Genomic DNA, 18,336 nt, shown 5'->3' on the forward strand with positions numbered 1-18,336 from the left:
AGTGCAAGCTCAATTGGGACGGCCTAAAGGCCGAAGACGCTGCGCGGTTTGGCGGGGTCATTCCAATCGCCCAACTTTTCTTTGAGGCCATCCAGATCCTCAGGCATTTGAATCTCCAACGTCACCAATTGGTCGCCGCGCGCCGGTTTGTTTGCGCTGCTCGAGTTTTTGGTCCAGCCTTTGCCCGTCAGGCGCATAACCGTGCCGCCATTGGCTCCGGGTTTCAAAGTCAGCATTACCGGTCCATCAACGGTGGGGCATTTCACTTTGCCTCCATTGATCGCCTCATCAAGTGTGATTGGCAAATCCATGCGAATGTTGTCGCCATCACGCCGGAAAAATGGGTGGGCGGCGACTTCGACCATGACGATCCCATCACCGTGCCCCCCGGGCCCGGAATGCCCCTTACCTTTAAGACGCATTTGTGTGCCGTCTTCGACCCCTGCGGGCAATTTTAGGCTGATCGCTTTGCCATCTGCCAAGGTGATCCGCTGATCTTGGCCGGAGGCTGCATCCACGAAGGGAACAGCCAAACGATATTGAATGTCTGCGCCTTTCTTGGGTGGAGGCGTGCCACGCCCACGGCTCCCAAAACCGCCTTTGGGCGGAGGTTGTGCCGTGCGATTGCGCCCGCCGCCGAAAAGGCCTTCGAACAAATCGCCCAAATCCATGTCGTCTGCGCCAAAGCCTTGGAATTCAGAATCGCGAAAACCACCGCCACGTTGCGCTCCGCCGCTATACCCGCGAGGACGTCCACCTCCCATGCCTGCAAACGGGTTTAAGGGGTTGCCTTCTGCATCAATTTCCCCGCGGTCAAACTGGGCGCGTTTGCCCTTGTCAGACAATAGGTCATACGCCTTGGTTGCATCCGAGAATTTCTCAGCCGCATTGGGATTGTTCTTGTTCTTGTCAGGATGCAGCTCTTTTGCGAGCTTACGATAGGCGCTCTTGACCTCTTTTTCAGAAGCCGTTCGGGCAATGCCAAGGGTGGAATACGGATCACGCATGGTGTCTTAGCTAGGTGAGACGGTTGGTAGGCGCAAGCACCTAACGCCGATTGCTTCTGTAGGGAATATCTTTCCTACTCACTCACCAGCGCCTATTGACCGCCGCATGACCTATTGGAACTCCTTTTTGGAGCGCGTTTTGGCCTGCGTTTCGACCTGCATTCCGACCTGTATTCTGGGTTGGCCGGTTTTTTGCCCCTGAACAGTGTGTCAAGTGTGTCAAAATTCTCGCCAAACGTCTGACAAGGAACTCTTTTCATGATTAAGTCCAACCCGCATAGCGGAGCGCAATTGGTCGACAGCGTGATACCTTCAGGCGCGGACCCTTATGCATTGTTCGACATTTGGTTTGCCGATGCCCAGCAATCTGAACCCAATGATCCCAACGCGGTGGCTTTGGCAACAGCAAGTGCGTCCCTTATGCCTTCGGTGCGTATGGTGCTTTTGAAAGGGCATGGGCCGCAAGAGAGTGAGACGGGGGGCTTCACCTTTTTCACCAATGCTGAAAGCCGCAAGGGCGGCGAAATCCGTGCCAATATGCAGGCGAGTATGTTGTTCCATTGGAAGAGCCTTCGCCGTCAGATTCGTATCGAAGGTCCATTGGAAGAGGTGATCCCGGCACGCGCCGACGAATACTTCCATTCGCGCCCTTACAAAAGCCAGATTGGCAGTGCGGCAAGCGATCAGTCGCGCCCTATGGAGACGCGGCAGGATTATCTCGACCGGGTGGAAGCGCTTTGGACGGAGCATGAAGCAGCTGGCAAAGTGCCGCGACCGGCGCATTGGACGGGCTTTACCCTCCGCCCGAGCCGCATTGAGTTTTGGATCGACCGCGACAACCGCCTGCATGACCGGCGCCAATTTGACCGCACCGCAGACGGCTGGTCCGACACGCTGCTTTACCCGTGACGACGGCTATTCCTTATTGGCACATTGATGCCTTTAGCGCTGAGGCCTTTGGCGGCAATCAGGCGGCGGTGATGGTGTTGGATGCGTGGCTAAGCGATAAGGTGCTCACCCAGATTGGGGCCGAGAACAACTTTGCTGAAACGGCCTTTTTGGTGCGCGATGAGTCTGGCGAGGCGGATTGGGAACTGCGCTGGTTTACCCCCACTTCGGAGATCCGCCTGTGCGGCCATGCGACCTTGGCGAGTGGGCATATGCTGCTGATCCGTGACGGGGGCACTAAGGTCACTTTTCGCACCCGCGAGGCGGGCATTCTCGAAGTTTCGCGTGTTGGCGGCGCATATGAAGTGGGCCTTCCCGCAATCGAGACCAAGCCGAGTGAATGGGAAGAGGCCGCGCGCCTTCTTGGTGGGTCGCCAATTGAAATGCAGAGAAGCGAGTTAGGCTACAATCTCTTCCTTTATGAAGACGAGGCGGCAATCCGCGCGTTGGATCCTGATCATCGCGGGCTTGCCGCTTTGGGAGGCGAATTGTTCGTCTGCACTGCACCCGGTTCGAAACGGGGCACTGGCAGCGACATTGTCAGCCGAGTCTTCGTGCCTGCTTATGGGATTGACGAAGACCCCGTAACAGGCGGCGCGCATGCGGTGTTAACGCCGTATTGGACAGACAAATTGGGGCGCGAGAGCTTCACAGCCCATCAGGCGAGCGAGCGAGGTGGCGCGCTCACCTGCCGGATTGATGGGGACCGTGTATGGCTGGGCGGCCCGTGTGTCACTGTCGTTGAGGGCCATTTTTATCTCTGACTAGCGCTCCGGATAGAGCACGAGCACATCGGCTACTTCATTGAGCATCGGTGGCCGCTCTTCTCTATTGGAATGGCCAAGCCGTACCAAAGTCAGCTTTTGATCGGGAGAGACCAGAACATATTGACCCATATGGCCGATCAGCGAAAACAGGTTGGCAGGGGCCCTATCCGGGAACAATGGGTGCGGCGACTCGAGTTTCGGATTGGGCCGGTTCAACCAGATTTGATAGCCGTAATGCTGGGACGCTGGGCTTGGCTTAAGCATCTTTGCAACCCAGCCGCTTGGAACCAATTGCTCACCGCTAGGCGCTTGCCCCCCCGCGCGCAGGAATTCGCCAAACTTGGCATAATCGCGTGCACTGGCATGCATAAGACTACCGCCGATCAACGTGCCCGAGGCATCGTATTCTGGAACCATGGAGGTCATACCAAGGGGACCAAACAACCGTTCCTCAAGATAGTCCGCAACCGCCGTGCGCCGTGCATCAGGGTCATCGCTGTCTGTCAGGGCGCTTGCCGCAATATCGGCAAGGATCACAGTCGTGTTGGAGGAATATTCAAACCGTGCCCCAGGCTCATCCTCGAGCGGCTGTTCTTTGGCCCACTTCGCCATATCGTCGCGCCCATCCAGAAAAAGCATGCGCACTTCGGACGACTCGTAAGGTGGATCGCCCGCTTCTGTGTGACGCAAGCCAGAGCGCATTTGAAGGAGGTGTTCCAAAGTGACGTCAGCACGCGGATCGCCGCTCCGTTGCCAGGCGGGGATGGGGGCAGGGGCTTCTTCATTGAGAAGGCCATCCGCCACCAACATGCCAACAAGGACTGCGGTGACGGTCTTCGCCATGGACCAACTGATATGACGGGTTTCGCTATCATACCCATCGGCGTAGCGTTCAGCCGCGATCTTGCCATCCGCCATCAGCACAACGGCGCGAGTCTCTCCCAGCCCATCCTTAGTGAACAGCTCGTCGATTTGGCGCGCGAGTTGGTCCATCGGCGCGCCGGCGTCTTTGGAAACGGAGTCCAATGCCTCTTGGCTAAGTGGCGGCGGAGCATCCGGCGACGTCTCGGTGCACGATGCAAGGGCTGGCAAGAGCGCGATAGCGGCGATAGAAGCTTTTAAACGAGCGGTCATGGACCCTCAATCTAACAAGGACACGACCAAAGCAATGGCAAAAACAGCAGGAGCCAAGCGCTCATCCCTATCGCGTACAATTCTGATCGCCGTGCTGCTTGTCATTGTTGGGCTCGCCGCGCTTGCCTGGTTCAATCGCGGACCTATTCAAGGTTACACCACTGCGGCGACCACCTATTCGGCGCGCGTGGCATGTTCGTGCCGCTTTGTCGCAGGCCGTGATCTGGAGGATTGTGCAAAGGACAAGCTTGCCGGAATGGAGATGGTGTCCTTAAGCGAAAATCCGGAAGCACAAAGCGTTACTGCCAGCATTCCGTTCGTAAATACGGCAATTGCGACGAATCGCGAAGGCTATGGATGTGTGCTCGAAAGCTGGGGCAGTTAGGAAGCGACAGACGTAGTTGCGTCGATCCAGCCGCCGCCGATCACGCGTTCGCCATGATAGATGACTGCTGCTTGGCCGGGTGCGACGCCAAATTCTGGCGTTTCAAAACGGATCTGCGTCGAAGCCCCATCGCCCAAAGGCCCATTGAGTGTGATAGGCACAGGCTTTGCTAAACTGCGGACCTTAGCGGTGAGTTCTGCGCCATCTGGGATAATGCCAATGCAGTTGGTCTCAATCACTTCAGCACTTTCGACCGCCAACATCCTCTTCGGCCCAACGCGCACTTCGCGGGTATCGGCATCGAGGTTGATCACATAAAGCGGTTCAGGCTGCCCACCGATATCAAGACCTTTACGTTGACCCACGGTGTAGTGAACAATGCCCTTGTGCTCGCCCAGCAACTCTCCTGTTGCCGCATGAACGATTGCGCCGGGAACTCCGCCCTCCGGACGCAGCTTGGTCACGATCTTTGCGTAATTGCCATCGGGCACAAAACAGATGTCTTGGCTGTCAGGCTTCATCGCGTTGCGAAGGCCGGCCGCTTCGGCAAGCTCGCGCACCTGTGTCTTGGGAAGGCCGCCTAGCGGAAAACGGATGTAGTCCAGTTGTTCCTGAGTGGTTGCATAAAGGAAGTAAGATTGGTCGCGTGTCGGATCATTCGCCCGGTAAAGATGTGGACCAGGCCCCTCTTCGCCTGCAACATCTTCGCGGCGCACATAATGCCCGGTCGCCAAACAATCCGCGCCAAGCTCGCGTGCCATACGGAACAGGTCAGTGAACTTGGGCCCCATGTTACAGCGGATGCACGGCACCGGGGTGCGGCCGGCCAAATACTCATCGGCAAACTGATCGACAACGTCTTCGCGAAAGGCGCTTTCGTGATCGAATACATAATGCGCGATGCCAAGCCGGTCTGAAACTGCCCGCGCATCAGCGATATCATCACCTGCGCAACACGCTCCTTTGCGGCCGGTTGCGGCGCCATAATCATACAGCTGCAATGTAATGCCAATGACCTCAGCGCCAGTGTCCGCAGCAAGCGCTGCGACAACAGACGAATCAACCCCGCCGCTCATCGCAACGACGATTCGGCACTCAACTGCGGGCTTTGTTAGGTTAAACAAAGCGGCCGTATCGAGCCTAAAAGTGGGGCTGAGGGTGGTGGTTTCAGGCGGTTTCATGATCGATTGGGCATATAGTCGCGAAGGTATGGAATGGCCATAGCTGCGCAGTTTTACGCAAGAGCATATTGATTTTACACGTATTTCTTGGCCATTAACTTGGAACACCACACGGTTTAGAGCGGCCTCGGCACATATCCTAAGCAGTAGTAAAGCTGCGTTTTACCACATCTTGACAACCGCTCCTTATAACAAAGGGCATGTTCGAAAAGGCCAAGCCTCCTTCTATTGCTTCTGCGCACAGCAGCCATGTGCAAGATAGTTCAAACCTCGATCAGTTCTCGGACTGGTCGGGCGTCTTGGATGACTGCGCCGAGGCGACCCCTTTGCGTACGATTGAATGGAGCGAGCTGACTGCACGTTTGGCGGCAGCGCGCGACCTCAGGCAGCTTCTACGCGAAGATGCCGGAAGCAAGCTGAGCGCTGGGAAACAAGGCTTTGCCAATGCCGCAGCGCAATTTTTCCGCGCATGTGAAGAAGACGAACGCGGTGTTAACCCTAATGCTTTAGAGGCCCGAAAAGCCTCATCAGTTAGATCCCATGATGCAAGTCGCGGGGGTTCATGTGAGGACCTTTTCGCCGATGAAAAGTGCTCGGACAAATCGCATTCAATGCGAGTGCAACCGAGTTATACGAGAGAAGAGCAATGATTGAGAATCAGGATATCAAACCTGCACGAGTAATTGGCCCGCTAGGCGAGCCTCTAACCATTGACGATTTGCCTTCTCCTTCAACGAAGCGTTGGGTCGTGCGTCGCAAGGCAGAAGTTGTGGCTGCGGTAAATGGAGGTTTGCTGACTATTGATGAAGTGCTTGAGCGCTACGGTCTTACTCTTGAAGAGTTCGCCGGGTGGCAGCGCGCAGTGGACCGTTCAGGCATGCAAGGTCTGCGGGTGACCCGCATTCAGCATTACCGCGACCTCTACGAGCGCCAGTTGAAGTATTAAGTCCCAAAAAGCCCAAAAAATTGTAAAATCTGTGCAGCTTGCGGCTCTTGGAGTGTTGTAAGCTTCTCCCGCGCGTCATCTTGCGGTAGTCCTTTGGCAGACCGATCTTGTGTCATGCACTCAATTTCCGGTCCAAAAACTGCTAAAAGGGGAAGAATAAATGATGGGATTTATCTGGTTTATCATTATGGGCGGCCTCATCGGCTGGGTTGCTAGTATGATCATGAATCGTGATGCAGCTATGGGCAAGTTTTGGAATGTCGTGGTAGGCATTGTTGGCTCATTTATCGGCAACACACTGTTTTCATTTATCCTAGGCACAGGCGATATCGGTAGCTGGCCCCCTGATCTCATGGGTATTGCTTCGGCTCTTCTGGGGGCGGTTGTCCTGCTTGGTGTGCTTAACTTGATCCAGCGCGGAAACGTTCGCGGGGAATAAGGCAAAGGGCTGATGAGGTCATAAACCTCCGGCCCTTCAAAAGCGGCGTAAACCTAAGAGGGTTTGCGCCGCTTTATTGTTTGATAACTGCAATGGCTCACTGACGACTTTCGTCTAGACCTAAAGTCATCGGTCGAGATACGGATTGCCCTTTTTCTTGCTATAGCTAAGAGGGATTGCAAGGGGGTGAGTTATGTCTATAATACACCCTGTGTTGAATAAGTGTGGATTCTCCGTCCGCAAGCTTCACCGCTAGAAGGCAAATGGCATGAATTACGCGACCACCGTCACTGCTGAGGAAACGGAAGGCAATCCGGCCGACGCTCTGGAGCAGTATCACGAGCAACAAGGTTCCTCGATCAGCCGTAAACTGTTGATTGCCGGAGGCGTGCTTTTGGCGTTTCTCTTGGTAATTGCCGCATATCTCGCGCTGACAGATGATGAGCCGGTGAGCACAGGCGATGACAATGCGCAAGCGCCAGTCGTCACCGTGATTGCGCCTGGGAAAACCACCGTAAACGGCCGAGTTGAGGCGCCGGGCACCATTGAGGCGCGGCGTCCTATGCCAGTTGGCGTGGTGGGCGAGGGGGGGCAGGTTCTCTCCGTTCGGGTTGATGCAGGCGATTGGGTTGGTCAGGGCCAAGTTCTTGCGATTATCGATCGTTCTGTTCAAACCCAACAAGCCGCTGCGCAAGAAGCGCAAATCGGTGTTGCGCGTGCAGACGCTCAGTTGGCGCAGTCCAATCTTGACCGCGCGCTTCAACTGGTTGAGCGCGGCTTTATTTCGACAGCGGAGATTGACCGTCTTACCGCAACAAGAGATTCGGCAATGGCTCGCATTGAAGTGGCAGAAGCGCAATTGGCTGAGCTTCGCGCCCGTAACGCGCGGTTGAATGTCACTTCGCCAGCATCAGGCTATGTCCTTGAGCGCAACGTTGAACCGGGCCAAACTGTGGGCGCAGGCTCTGGCGCGTTGTTCACAATTGCACGTGGCGGTGAATTCGAAATGCTTGCGGACATCAGCGAAACGCAGCTTGCAACACTTTCAACCGGCGTTTCAGCAAGTGTTGTGCCGGCAGGTTCTGACAAGAGTTTCGAGGGTCAAGTGTGGCAGCTTGCGCCAGTGGTCAATCCGCAAACCCGTCAAGGAACGGCGCGTATTGCGTTGTCGTATCAACCCGAACTTCGCCCCGGCGGTTTTGCAACAGCCATCATCAGCAGTGGAACGGTCACCGCAACCGTCTTGCCTGAAAGTGCTGTTCTTGCAGACGATGAGGGCAGTTATGTCTATGTTGTTAATGAAGAAAATAAGGCGACCCGTACACCTGTTGTGACCGGGATGGTCACAGCTGACGGTATCGCAATCACCGAGGGCCTGACAGGCACGGAAGCGATTGTCTTGCGCGCTGGTGGTTTCCTCAATCCGGGCGAAACCGTCAGCCCACGGCGTGAAGAGAGCTGATTGGCATTTGATGGAGTGTATAAGCCGTATGTCTAATTACCCTTCATCGCTGCGCCACCTAGAACAAAGGCAGGCAGGAAACCCATGAACTTCCGTAATCTCTCGGCCTGGTCGATCCGCAACCCGGTGATCCCTTTGGTCATGTTTACCGCTCTGCTGTTTGCAGGGATGGTGAGCTTTGTGAACATGGACATCACCAACAATCCGGACATTGAATTTCCGGCGGTGACGGTTAATATCTCTCAACCCGGCGCTGCGCCAAGCGAGATTGAGAACCAGATTACCCAGCAGGTTGAAAGCGCTGTGCGTTCGATCAATGGGGTGAAACAGATTTCTTCGACTGCCAGCGAGGGCTCTTCAAACACCTTTGTCGAATTTGAGGTCGGGACCGATCCCAACGTGGTTGTGTCCGAGGTGAAGAATGCTGTGGACCGCATTCGAGGCAGCCTGCCCGATGGCATTCAAGAGCCGCGCGTAAACAAACAGGAAGTCGCTGGCGGTTTCCTCGGAATTTACGCGGTTCAAGCCAATGATATGACCATTGAGCAGTTGAGCTGGTTCATCGACGATACTGTCGCCAAACGTTTGCTCGATGTGTCCGGCATGGCTGAAGCTGGCCGTTTTGGAGGAGTCGATCGCGCGATCGAAGTGATATTGGATCCGGCCAAAATGCAGGCGTTCGGTGTCACCGCATCGCAGATCAACGGCGTTCTCCGCCAAAGCAATGTGAACGCGGCCGGGGGATTGGCCGAAGTGGGCGGGACGCGCCAATCATTGCGTGTTCTGGGTAATAACGAAACAGCCTATGAGCTTTCCCAGCGCCAGATTCAGTTGGGCAATGGGCGCACGATCCGGCTAGCGGATGTCGCACGTGTTCGCGACGGTCACTCGGATCGCACTTCAATCAGTGAGGTAGGCGATAAGGAAGTTGTCAATTTCTTCATGAGCCGCGCAAAGGGCGCGTCAGATGTCACTGTCTACGAAGATGCCCAAGAGATCATCGCTGAGATCGAGGCTGCCAATCCCGACCTCAAATTCATCGAGCTGTTCAACACAGTCAAGTACACCAAAAGCCAATATGCAAGCTCAATGCAGGCCCTGATTGAGGGCGCGGTTCTTGCGGTTGTAGTGGTGTTTTTATTCCTGCGCGATTGGCGCGCGACCTTTATCAGCGCGGTCGCCATTCCGCTCTCGGCTATCCCGACCTTCTTCTTTATGGATTTGCTTGGGTTCAACCTGAACTTCTTGTCCTTGCTGGCCCTTGGTCTAGTGGCGGGTGTTCTGGTGGACGATGCGATCGTGGAGATCGAGAACATAGTCAGGCACATGCGAATGGGCAAAACCGCCTACCAGGCGAGTATTGATGCCGCCGATGAGATCGGACTTCCGGTGGTTGCGACCAGTTTTTGTATCGTCGCGGTCTTCCTTCCCGTTGGCCTCATGCCGGGCATCTCTGGGCAATTCTTCCAAAACTTTGGCCTGACCGTGGTGGTCGCAGTGCTAATGTCGCTTGCGGTTGCGCGGATGATCACCCCTTTGATGGCCGCCTATTTTCTCTCTGCCAAAGGTCATGCAGACCATGGCGGCGGCAAGTGGATGGAACGCTATCTGCGCGTGCTCGAATGGACCCTTGATACGAGCACTATGAGAGCGCTTCGATCCAATGTCGAAGGCCCGCGGCGGCGCTTCTTTTACGTAATTTCTCTTATCCTTGCCTCCGTGCTCATGTTGGCCGTGCCCGCCCTTGTGCTTTTTGCCCTTTGGGACGTTATTGGCAAAATCGGGCTCCACTCTCAGGTGGCAGGACTGTTTTCAGATGACCAATATGGATTTACCTTCAAGGCCATCTCAAAAGTGTTCGAAGTGGCGCAGCTTGTGTGTGCCACTTTCGTCTCCGGCGTGGCGGCATGGCTAACACTTAAATTCCTTGAGCTGTTTGCCGGCACCGGTTCACGCCTGCGTCAATCTATGCGCTACCTCACTGCCCGTTTCCGTGATCACCGCGTTTGGATGCTGGGCATGGGTTGGATGTCACTTTTGGTGACTGTGGTCCTGTTCGGAACTGTTCCAGGTCAATTCCAACCTGACATTGATGATACGAATGCGGAAATTGCGATTGAGATGGTGCCAGGCACCACGCTTGAGGGAACTAAGCGCATCGTCGACCAAGTGACTGCCCTTCTTATGGCAGAACAAGAAGTCGAACTTACGCTTGAACGCATCCGAATTGGCCAAGCGACCATCTATGTGACGCTTAAAGAGGATCGCGAACGCACTTCGATTGTGTTCCAACGCGAGATGGCGCCGGTTCTAAACACGGTTGCGGACGCGCGCGTTCGTTTCGTCGCCGAATCATTCGGCGGCGGCGGTTCGGGGCGCGACATGACGGTTATGCTTGCTGGCTCCGATCCGGTCCTCTTGAATGAAACAGCGACCCAGATCGTCGAAGAGATGAAGGGGCTCAACACGATTGTTGCGCCGCGCATCGGCGCTGATCTTCGCCGTCCGGAAATCATTATCACGCCAAACGAGCAATTGGCCGCAGAATTAGGCGTGTCGACGCTTGCTCTGGGTCAAGCGGTCCGGATTGCGACCCTTGGCGAGATCGAACAAAATGCAGCGAAATTCTCGCTGTCTGATCGTCAAATCCCGATCAATGTGAAGCTTGGCGAAGATGCGCGCAGTAGGCTGACCACAATCGAAAATTTGCCGATTCAAACGTCGACAGGCGGAACGGTTCCGCTATCGCGCGTTGCAACGGTTGAGTTTGGGTCGGGTCCAACCTCAATTCAGCGCTATAATCAAAACCGCCGCGTGCTTATCGGCGCAGACCTTGCCAGCGGTGTTCTGAGAGGGACAGCACAAGAGCAGATACAGGCTCTGCCGACACTGCAAAACTTGCCTCAAGGCGTGATTCAGGACGCGGTGGGGCAGGATGAGATCCAGGAAGAGCTGATGAGCAACCTCATGGTTGCGATCTTTTCTGGTGTGCTGCTTGTGTTTGCTTGTTTGGTCCTTCTCTATAAGCGTTTGATGAGCCCGCTGGTGAATATGACGTCATTGGCGCTGGCACCGCTTGGCGGCATCTTGCTGATCTGGTTGGTTGGTATGCCGCAATCGATGCCGGTCTATATCGGCACGCTGCTATTGCTTGGGATTGTGTCCAAGAACTCGATTCTTCTAATTGATTTCGCAATTGAGGAGATGGAGAGGGGTACGCAGAAACTGGAGGCCATTATGGAAGCCGGACACAAACGTGCTCAACCGATTGTGATGACCACTGTTGCTATGACTGCGGGTATGGTTCCAACGTCGCTCTCGCTCGCTGGTGATGGCGCTTGGCGTCAGCCAATGGGCATTGTGGTGATTGGCGGACTGGTCTTGTCGACCTTGCTCACACTTCTAATCGTGCCTGCTGGCTTTAGTTTGGCTGATGGTGTGGAGAAGCGTGTGGGCCCATGGCTACGTAAGACGCTGCTCACCTATAAGCCGGGTGATGACGGTCAACCAGTGCTTGAGCCGCCCGTTCCAGCGCCAGCCCAGTCTAAGCCGCAAATCCCGCCTCCGGGAGCACAGCCTGCTGAGTAAGCGGCGCCTTTTGCCCCAAGCCTCGCGTGCCTTTGGTCTTTTCAGAGGGTGTGAGAGCGGGCACAAAGAATGGGTCTATGGCTGATATACAAAGCTCCATCCCGCTGAAATTTGGCGGAGAACCGCTGGGCGTCGACCGTGCGCGGCGTATGCGTTGGACGGCGACGGGCCTGCTTGTCGCGATGGGCGCGTTGTTTTTCACAACCCACGGCCTTAGCCACGGCAGCGTGTCTGCACACCCGGCCTGGGGCTATGTCAACGCTTTTGCCGAAGCGGCAATGGTTGGCGGATTGGCCGATTGGTTTGCGGTGACGGCTCTTTTCCGTCACCCGCTCGGCCTTCCTATACCGCATACAGCGATCATCCCTTCCAACAAGGACCGCATTGCGGACACGATGGCGCAATTCCTGCGGGAGAATTTCCTGACCCCTGCTGTGGTCGCGAGACGCATGGCGGGTATGAATGTGGCGCGCGCAATCGGTGATTTTTTCGCGGTTAGTCCGCAGGACGAGGGCGCAGACACTCGCTCCCGCATCACGGGAGGTGCAGCCGAGCTGCTAGCCGAAGTCCTCGAATCGCTCGATCCGGATCGTTTGGGCAATCAGGTGCGCTCTGGCCTCGGTCGCCAACTCTCGAAGATTGAAGTGTCGCCGCTTGCTGGCCGGATGCTCGAAAACACCATGGCCGATCAGCGGCACATGCCTTTGATCAACGGGTTTGTCCGCTGGGCTGGCCTGACGCTTGAGGACAATGAAGAAACCGTTCGCACCATCATTCACGAACGTGTGAATGGCGTCATGCGCTGGGCAGGTCTTGATAAGACCATTTCTTCGAACGTGCTCGATGGTCTCTACAAACTTCTTGCAGAAGTATTGGTCGATCCAGAGCACCCATTGCGCGGCAAAATCGAAGAGGGCTTGAAAGAGCTTGCCAATGACCTGCGCAACGATCCGGAAACCCGCCAACGGGTCGAGGATATGAAGAATGATCTTCTGGAAAACCCCGCGGTTGCTGAATGGTGGATGGGTGTGTGGGAACGCATTCGTCAATCGATGATCCGGCGCGCCCGCGATCCCAATAGTGAACTTGGCAATGACATGCGGGTGGGGCTGTCTGACTTGGGCGAGGCATTGAAACAGGACGCGCGGTTGCAGACACAGATCAACCGTTTCGCTCGCCGCACGGCGGTTGGCATTGCCACGCGCTATGGCAGTGAAATCGTGACCCTTGTGTCAGAGACGGTAAAGCGCTGGGATGCGACCACAATCACAGGCCGCATCGAAAGCGCGGTTGGCCGCGATCTGCAATTCATCCGCGTCAACGGCACGATTGTCGGCGGCCTTGTCGGCATGACGCTGCATTTTATTGTGAGTTTTCTTTAGCGCTGAACGCTTACCCAAGCTGCATATCCCGCAAAAGAAGAAGGCCCCGGCGAGGGTACGCCGAGGCCTTTCGTTTTAAAACTACGACGGTTTAAAGCGCCCCGGTCAACTCCGGAACTGCATTAAAGAGGTCCGCGACAAGACCAATGTCCGCGACTTGGAAGATTGGTGCATCTTCGTCCTTGTTGATCGCGATGATGACTTTGGAATCTTTCATGCCGGCAAGGTGTTGGATCGCGCCAGAGATGCCGATGGCGATGTAGACTTCAGGAGCCACGATCTTGCCCGTTTGGCCGACTTGATAGTCGTTAGGCACATAACCTGCGTCAACCGCTGCGCGTGACGCGCCGATGGCTGCGCCCAGCTTGTCAGCAAGCGGGTTGATCACCTGTTCGAAAGTCTCGCTATCCTTGAGTGCGCGTCCGCCAGATACGATGACCTTAGCAGCGGTCAGCTCTGGACGGTCGCCGCCGTCGGCAACTTCGCGGCTTACGAAGGTTGAGATGCCAGCATCGCCGCCGCCGCTTGCGTCTTCAACAGAAGCCGAACCGCCTTCGGTCGCTGCCTTTTCAAAGGCAGTCCCGCGAACGGTGATGACGAGTTTCGCATCCGAGCTTTCGACGGTTGCGATCGCATTGCCTGCGTAGATCGGACGGGTGAAGGTCTTTGGACCCTCGACCGAGAGAATGTCCGAGATTTGCATCACGTCGAGCTGAGCTGCGACGCGCGGTGCGATGTTCTTGCCAGAGGTCGTCGCAGGCGCGAGCAGCGCGTCATAGTCAGCCATAATGCCAGCCACGAGAGGGGCGACGTTCTCGGCGAGACCTTCGCCGTAAGCTGCATCGTCGGCTTTGAGCACTTTCGAAACGCCAGCGATTTTCGCCGCCGCATCTGCTGCGCCGCCGCAGTTTGAGCCTGCGACCAGAGCCGTGACTTCACCAAGTTTGGCAGCCGCAGTTACCACTGCAAGCGTTGCATCGCCTACCGATGCATTGTCGTGTTCGACCAGAACCAGAGTGTTCATGATTGTTCGTCCTTTTCCTAAATGCTGGGCCGCTTAAGCGATCCCCAGATCCTTAATCTTGGCGACGAGAGCGGCGACGTCCTCGACCTTTTCACCAGCTTGGCGAACGGGGGGTTCAGCCACATTGGTGGTGGTGAGACGCGGAGCAATATCTACGCCGTAGTCGGCAGGCGTCTTCGCATCCAAAGGCTTCTTCTTAGCCTTCATGATGTTGGGAAGCGAAGCATAACGCGGCTCGTTCAAACGAAGGTCGGTGGTGACAATCGCTGGCATGGTGAGTTTCACCGTTTCAAGGCCGCCATCAATTTCACGCTTAACAATGACCGCATCGCCGTCGACTTCGACCGTGTTGGCAAATGTGCCTTGCGGACGGTTCATAAGGGCGGCGAGCATTTGACCCGTTTGGTTGCTGTCGTCAGAAATCGACTGCTTACCAAGGACCACAAGGCCGGGCTGCTCTTCGTCAGCGATGGCTTTGAGGATTTTGGCAACTGCGAGAGGTTCAACTTCCTCGTCGGTTTCAACGAGGATCGCACGGTCAGCGCCCATGGCGAGCGCAGTACGCAGGGTTTCTTGAGCCTTTGCAGGGCCCACAGAAACAGCGATGATTTCTTCCGCTTTGCCCGCTTCTTTGATGCGGATCGCTTCTTCGACAGCAATTTCGTCAAATGGGTTCATGCTCATTTTGACATTGGCAAGATCAACGCCTGTGCCATCGGCCTTAACCCGCGGTTTGACGTTATAGTCGATCACCCGTTTGACGGGGACGAGGATTTTCATGGGTTTTCCTTCCTGTCTAAACTCTTAGGCGCGCCCTAACTTGCGTTTACGTAAACGTCAAGTTGGGGCAGGCTGGATTCTTTAGTGCTTTTGTCGAGTCTGGGTCTCGCGATACGTCTTTGCTACGTCAACCCTCTGCATCCAGAGATTGCGCTTTAGTTGCGCTAGGGCGACCCTATTGAACGGGAGGACTGCAATGTTTGCAATTGTGAGAGTTTTGGGGGCGACTGCGTTCGCAACTTTGTTGGCGGGAACAGCGCTCGCGCACGGGTCAAAGGCTGAAACACACCTTGGCGAGGAGGGTTTCGAATCGCCTCCGGCAAGCCTTGCGCAGATGGACTGGCTGGTCGGCCAATGGGTGGGCGAGGGTATTCAAGATGCCCCTGCGATGGAGAGCTGGTTGCCACCAACCGGACCCACGATGGTCGGCACCTTTGTCCAAGAGACCACCGAGGGCGCCATCATGTTCACTGAGCATATGTATCTGATGGAAGAAGAGGGCACTGTGGTGCTGCGGCTCAAGCACTTCAACGCCGATCTCACTGGGTGGGAGGAGAAGGACGACATGCTAACCTTCCGTCTTGTCGCGCTTGAAGAATGCGCCGCCTATTTCAACGCGCTAACCTTGCGGTGCGCGCACGCGGATAGGCCGGGAGAAGGACTGGTCGCGGCGGTGCGGATGCAGTCTGGCGAGGAGTTGGTGTTCCGGTTCAAAGGGCAGACGCGATCACAACATTCGGGATTTGCCGATGATGACTGCGCGGACCTGACTATGCGCGGATTGGAGCAGTGTTTCTTAGAAAAGGGCGCCCTTATCGAGCAGCGCCATGCTGCCTATCTGGAGTCTGCAAAGGCTCGCCATGGTGACGATCCCGATTTAGTGGAGGCCATTGATAAGAGTGAGGCCGCATTCCGCGAATATCGAGACGCTGAGTGCAGCGCAGTCTATGAATCGTACGGCAACGGCTCAATCCGTGTGCTCGAAAATGTCTTGTGCAGCAATAAGTTGACGCAAAGGCGTACACATACCGTCTGGCAACACTGGCTGACTTTCATGGACAGCAGTCCCCCAATTTTGCCAGAGCCCAGCACGGCGCGCTAAACAAAGAAGGCCGCCCCGGAATTATCCGGTGCGGCCTTACTAAAAACCGGTGGCGAAAAGGCTTAAGCTGCCTTCTTCACCTCAGCGACGATCTTCTTAGCGGCATCGCCAAGGTCATCCGCGGGCACAATCGCAAGGCCGGAGCTTGCAAGGATTTCCTTGCCCGCCTCAACATTGGTACCTTCAAGGCGAACCACCAGTGGAACCTGAAGGTTTACGTCCTTGGCTGCCTGAACAACGCCATTGGCGATGATGTCGCATTTCATAATGCCGCCAAAGATGTTGACGAGGATGCCTTCAACCGCAGGGTCTTTGAGGATGATTTTGAATGCCGCCGTCACTTTCTCGGTTGTAGCGCCGCCGCCTACGTCGAGGAAGTTTGCCGGGAATGCGCCGTTGAGCTTGATGATATCCATCGTCGCCATCGCAAGGCCAGCGCCGTTCACCATACAGCCGATGTTTCCATCAAGTTTGATGTAGGCAAGATCATATTCGGATGCTTCGACTTCTGCGGGATCTTCTTCGGTTTCGTCGCGCATCTCTTCGATCGCTGGGTGGCGATAAAGGGCGTTTGAATCGAAGCTCATCTTCGTGTCGAGCACGAGGAGTGATGCATTGCCGTCCGCGTCTTTCTCGGTTTCAACCAGCGGGTTGATTTCAAGCATGTCGCAATCGCTTGCGGTGAAAGCTGCATAAAGCTGCTTTGCCAGTTTCTGACACTGCTTGTTGAGGTCACCGGTAAGGCCAAGCGCAAATGCAACCGAGCGTGCGTGGTGCGGCATAAAGCCTTGCGCAGGGTCAATCGTGATCGTGGTGATCTTTTCAGGCGTTTCATGGGCAACATCTTCGATGTCCATGCCGCCTTCAGTTGATGCCACCATAGCAACGCGGCCCGTCGCGCGGTCCACGAGCATTGCAAGGTAATATTCGCTCTCAATGTCGACGCCGTCGGTGACATAGAGGCGGTTCACTTGCTTGCCTTCTGCGCCGGTCTGGATTGTCACCAGAGTGTTGCCGAGCATTTCTTTTGCGTGGCTTTCCACCTCATCAAGCGAAAAGGCGAGGCGAACGCCGCCTTTTGCGTCTTCAGGAAGTTCTTTGAATTTACCCTTACCACGGCCGCCTGCGTGGATTTGCGCTTTCACAACGTAAAGCGGACCGGGGAGTTTCTTCGCACCTTCAACGGCTTCTTCTACCGTTAGTGCAGCGTGGCCAGCGGGAATGGCAATCCCGTGTTCTTTAAGCAGTTCCTTGGCCTGATATTCATGGACATTCATGAGAGCATGATCCCTTTGGTGTTAATCCAGTAACAAAAGCTGTTTGCACATGGCCTAAGCATGGTTTGGTCCACTTGAAAAGTACTCAAAGTGCGAGCACGAGGGAGCAAGGCAGGAAACACGCTCAATGATCGATCAAAACCAGTTTCAAGAGATTGTCCGAGAAGCGGGGCGCATGGCCTATGCCCGTTGGCCCGGCGCAGGACATGAACTTGATTCGTGGGAGAAAAAACCTGGCGATCCGGTGAGCGAGGCTGATCTTGCGGTCGACAAATTCCTGCGCCGCGAGTTGGCAAGACTGCTTCCAAGTGCGGCATGGCTTTCTGAAGAATCCATCGATGACCCTGTTCGAGTGGGTCAGGATCTTATCTGGCTTGTCGATCCAATCGATGGAACCCGCGATTTCGTTAAAGGGCGCAAAGGTTGGGCGGTGTCTGTGGCACTCGTTAGCGCGGGCAAGCCGCTTATCGGTATGCTTAGCGCACCAGCCCGCAAGGAAGAGTGGTTCTCTGTTGCAGCTCGCGGGGCCACGTTGAATGACATCCCCTTGATTGCGAGCAGTCGCCAAGAATTCTCTGGCGCGCGTGTTCCAATCGATCAGCTGCCGAGCGCTGATTCGGACTTGGTGGTTGTCGAGAAGCCCAATTCGATTGCGCTGAGAATCGCGATGGTTGCCAATAATCAGGCGGATCTGGTCGCCACATTACGTTGGGGCTTTGAGTGGGATATTGGCGCCGCCGCGTTGATTGCGCGCGAGGCTGGCGCACGTGTCACCGATGCATTTGGCAAACCGCTTGCTTACAATAAACGCGATCCGCGCGATTTTGGTGTTCTGGTAAGTGCGCCTGCTATTCACTCCGATGCCGTTGCGCGAATCGCTGAACGGGCAGAGATGCTCAAACAGAACAAATAGA

The 18,336-nt window shown here is 55.7% G+C and carries 17 protein-coding genes; 11 read left to right on the top strand and 6 right to left on the bottom strand.

Going from position 1 to position 18,336, the window contains the following annotated elements:
* Positions 1–23: 23 nt before the first annotated feature.
* A complete protein-coding gene (locus ABJ205_RS09440; RefSeq protein ID WP_348155023.1) occupies positions 24–1,007 on the bottom strand; it encodes a DnaJ C-terminal domain-containing protein in 984 nt (327 codons plus the stop codon).
* A gap of 258 nt (positions 1,008–1,265) precedes the next feature.
* On the opposite strand from ABJ205_RS09440, the gene pdxH reads away from it, so the two are divergent.
* Entirely contained in the window at positions 1,266–1,916 is a 651-nt protein-coding gene (gene pdxH, locus ABJ205_RS09445; RefSeq protein WP_348155025.1) for a pyridoxamine 5'-phosphate oxidase, read from the top strand.
* On the top strand, positions 1,913–2,719 hold the full coding sequence (locus ABJ205_RS09450) for a PhzF family phenazine biosynthesis protein (RefSeq protein WP_348155028.1): 807 nt from the start codon (positions 1,913–1,915) through the stop codon (positions 2,717–2,719). Before pdxH ends, ABJ205_RS09450 begins: the two co-directional genes overlap by 4 nt.
* On the opposite strand, the gene ABJ205_RS09455 is transcribed toward ABJ205_RS09450, so the two are convergent.
* On the bottom strand, positions 2,720–3,856 hold the full coding sequence (locus ABJ205_RS09455) for a serine hydrolase (protein WP_348155031.1): 1,137 nt from the start codon (positions 3,854–3,856) through the stop codon (positions 2,720–2,722). It lies immediately after the preceding gene.
* A 34-nt stretch (positions 3,857–3,890) separates the two neighbouring features.
* Between ABJ205_RS09455 and ABJ205_RS09460 the strand changes: the two genes are divergently transcribed.
* Positions 3,891–4,241 carry a hypothetical protein gene (locus ABJ205_RS09460; RefSeq protein WP_348311750.1) on the top strand — a complete coding sequence of 117 codons (351 nt, stop codon included), beginning with the start codon at positions 3,891–3,893 and terminating at the stop codon, positions 4,239–4,241.
* On the opposite strand, the gene mnmA is transcribed toward ABJ205_RS09460, so the two are convergent.
* Entirely contained in the window at positions 4,238–5,422 is a 1,185-nt protein-coding gene (gene mnmA, locus ABJ205_RS09465; RefSeq protein WP_348160486.1) for a tRNA 2-thiouridine(34) synthase MnmA, read from the bottom strand. The two genes, ABJ205_RS09460 and mnmA, sit on opposite strands and share 4 nt — an antisense overlap.
* Before the next feature lie 200 nt (positions 5,423–5,622).
* On the opposite strand from mnmA, the gene ABJ205_RS09470 reads away from it, so the two are divergent.
* From ABJ205_RS09470 to ABJ205_RS09495, 6 genes are all read left to right on the top strand, one after another.
* Complete coding sequence (locus tag ABJ205_RS09470) at positions 5,623–6,072, top strand: hypothetical protein (protein WP_348160485.1); 450 nt, start codon at positions 5,623–5,625, stop codon at positions 6,070–6,072.
* Positions 6,069–6,368 carry a DUF1153 domain-containing protein gene (locus ABJ205_RS09475; RefSeq protein ID WP_348160484.1) on the top strand — a complete coding sequence of 100 codons (300 nt, stop codon included), beginning with the start codon at positions 6,069–6,071 and terminating at the stop codon, positions 6,366–6,368. Before ABJ205_RS09470 ends, ABJ205_RS09475 begins: the two co-directional genes overlap by 4 nt.
* 160 nt (positions 6,369–6,528) lie before the next feature.
* Positions 6,529–6,807 (top strand): GlsB/YeaQ/YmgE family stress response membrane protein, encoded by a 279-nt coding sequence (locus ABJ205_RS09480; protein ID WP_348160483.1) that lies wholly within the window; start codon positions 6,529–6,531, stop codon positions 6,805–6,807.
* Positions 6,808–7,075: 268 nt separating this feature from the next.
* Positions 7,076–8,269 (top strand): efflux RND transporter periplasmic adaptor subunit, encoded by a 1,194-nt coding sequence (locus tag ABJ205_RS09485; protein ID WP_348510049.1) that lies wholly within the window; start codon positions 7,076–7,078, stop codon positions 8,267–8,269.
* 84 nt (positions 8,270–8,353) lie between these two features.
* Positions 8,354–11,857, top strand: coding sequence for an efflux RND transporter permease subunit (locus ABJ205_RS09490; RefSeq protein WP_348155303.1), 3,504 nt, complete (start codon positions 8,354–8,356; stop codon positions 11,855–11,857).
* A gap of 77 nt (positions 11,858–11,934) precedes the next feature.
* Entirely contained in the window at positions 11,935–13,239 is a 1,305-nt protein-coding gene (locus tag ABJ205_RS09495; protein WP_348155301.1) for a DUF445 domain-containing protein, read from the top strand.
* A 91-nt stretch (positions 13,240–13,330) separates the two neighbouring features.
* Here ABJ205_RS09495 and ABJ205_RS09500 read toward each other — a convergent pair whose 3' ends face one another.
* Together ABJ205_RS09500 and ABJ205_RS09505 are read right to left on the bottom strand one after the other, a co-directional pair.
* Positions 13,331–14,263 (bottom strand): electron transfer flavoprotein subunit alpha/FixB family protein, encoded by a 933-nt coding sequence (locus tag ABJ205_RS09500; protein ID WP_348155299.1) that lies wholly within the window; start codon positions 14,261–14,263, stop codon positions 13,331–13,333.
* Between the two features lie 33 nt (positions 14,264–14,296).
* Entirely contained in the window at positions 14,297–15,043 is a 747-nt protein-coding gene (locus ABJ205_RS09505; RefSeq protein WP_348155296.1) for an electron transfer flavoprotein subunit beta/FixA family protein, read from the bottom strand.
* A 196-nt stretch (positions 15,044–15,239) separates the two neighbouring features.
* Between ABJ205_RS09505 and ABJ205_RS09510 the strand changes: the two genes are divergently transcribed.
* Positions 15,240–16,145, top strand: coding sequence for a DUF6265 family protein (locus tag ABJ205_RS09510; RefSeq protein WP_348155294.1), 906 nt, complete (start codon positions 15,240–15,242; stop codon positions 16,143–16,145).
* A 62-nt stretch (positions 16,146–16,207) separates the two neighbouring features.
* On the opposite strand, the gene sucC is transcribed toward ABJ205_RS09510, so the two are convergent.
* Positions 16,208–17,422: an ADP-forming succinate--CoA ligase subunit beta gene (gene sucC / locus ABJ205_RS09515; protein ID WP_348160112.1), complete on the bottom strand. Its 1,215-nt coding sequence runs from the start codon at positions 17,420–17,422 to the stop codon at positions 16,208–16,210.
* A 127-nt stretch (positions 17,423–17,549) separates the two neighbouring features.
* Between sucC and ABJ205_RS09520 the strand changes: the two genes are divergently transcribed.
* Positions 17,550–18,335 (top strand): 3'(2'),5'-bisphosphate nucleotidase CysQ, encoded by a 786-nt coding sequence (locus tag ABJ205_RS09520; protein ID WP_348160110.1) that lies wholly within the window; start codon positions 17,550–17,552, stop codon positions 18,333–18,335.
* Position 18,336 lies beyond the last annotated feature (1 nt).

Origin of the sequence: Erythrobacter sp., assembly GCF_039988855.1 — a bacterium.
Classification (GTDB): domain Bacteria; phylum Pseudomonadota; class Alphaproteobacteria; order Sphingomonadales; family Sphingomonadaceae; genus Erythrobacter.

Excerpts from the sequence above, each read along its gene's own strand:
- ABJ205_RS09440 (WP_348155023.1), bottom strand. The coding sequence starts at position 1,007 with ATGCGTGATCCGTATTCCACCCTTGGCATTGCCCGAACGGCTTCTGAA.
- pdxH (WP_348155025.1), top strand. The coding sequence starts at position 1,266 with ATGATTAAGTCCAACCCGCATAGCGGAGCGCAATTGGTCGACAGCGTG.
- ABJ205_RS09455 (WP_348155031.1), bottom strand. The coding sequence starts at position 3,856 with ATGACCGCTCGTTTAAAAGCTTCTATCGCCGCTATCGCGCTCTTGCCA.
- ABJ205_RS09460 (WP_348311750.1), top strand. The coding sequence starts at position 3,891 with ATGGCAAAAACAGCAGGAGCCAAGCGCTCATCCCTATCGCGTACAATT.
- mnmA (WP_348160486.1), bottom strand. The coding sequence starts at position 5,422 with ATGAAACCGCCTGAAACCACCACCCTCAGCCCCACTTTTAGGCTCGAT.
- ABJ205_RS09470 (WP_348160485.1), top strand. The coding sequence starts at position 5,623 with ATGTTCGAAAAGGCCAAGCCTCCTTCTATTGCTTCTGCGCACAGCAGC.
- ABJ205_RS09475 (WP_348160484.1), top strand. The coding sequence starts at position 6,069 with ATGATTGAGAATCAGGATATCAAACCTGCACGAGTAATTGGCCCGCTA.
- ABJ205_RS09480 (WP_348160483.1), top strand. The coding sequence starts at position 6,529 with ATGATGGGATTTATCTGGTTTATCATTATGGGCGGCCTCATCGGCTGG.
- ABJ205_RS09485 (WP_348510049.1), top strand. The coding sequence starts at position 7,076 with ATGAATTACGCGACCACCGTCACTGCTGAGGAAACGGAAGGCAATCCG.
- ABJ205_RS09490 (WP_348155303.1), top strand. The coding sequence starts at position 8,354 with ATGAACTTCCGTAATCTCTCGGCCTGGTCGATCCGCAACCCGGTGATC.
- ABJ205_RS09495 (WP_348155301.1), top strand. The coding sequence starts at position 11,935 with ATGGCTGATATACAAAGCTCCATCCCGCTGAAATTTGGCGGAGAACCG.
- ABJ205_RS09500 (WP_348155299.1), bottom strand. The coding sequence starts at position 14,263 with ATGAACACTCTGGTTCTGGTCGAACACGACAATGCATCGGTAGGCGAT.
- ABJ205_RS09505 (WP_348155296.1), bottom strand. The coding sequence starts at position 15,043 with ATGAAAATCCTCGTCCCCGTCAAACGGGTGATCGACTATAACGTCAAA.
- ABJ205_RS09510 (WP_348155294.1), top strand. The coding sequence starts at position 15,240 with ATGTTTGCAATTGTGAGAGTTTTGGGGGCGACTGCGTTCGCAACTTTG.
- sucC (WP_348160112.1), bottom strand. The coding sequence starts at position 17,422 with ATGAATGTCCATGAATATCAGGCCAAGGAACTGCTTAAAGAACACGGG.
- ABJ205_RS09520 (WP_348160110.1), top strand. The coding sequence starts at position 17,550 with ATGATCGATCAAAACCAGTTTCAAGAGATTGTCCGAGAAGCGGGGCGC.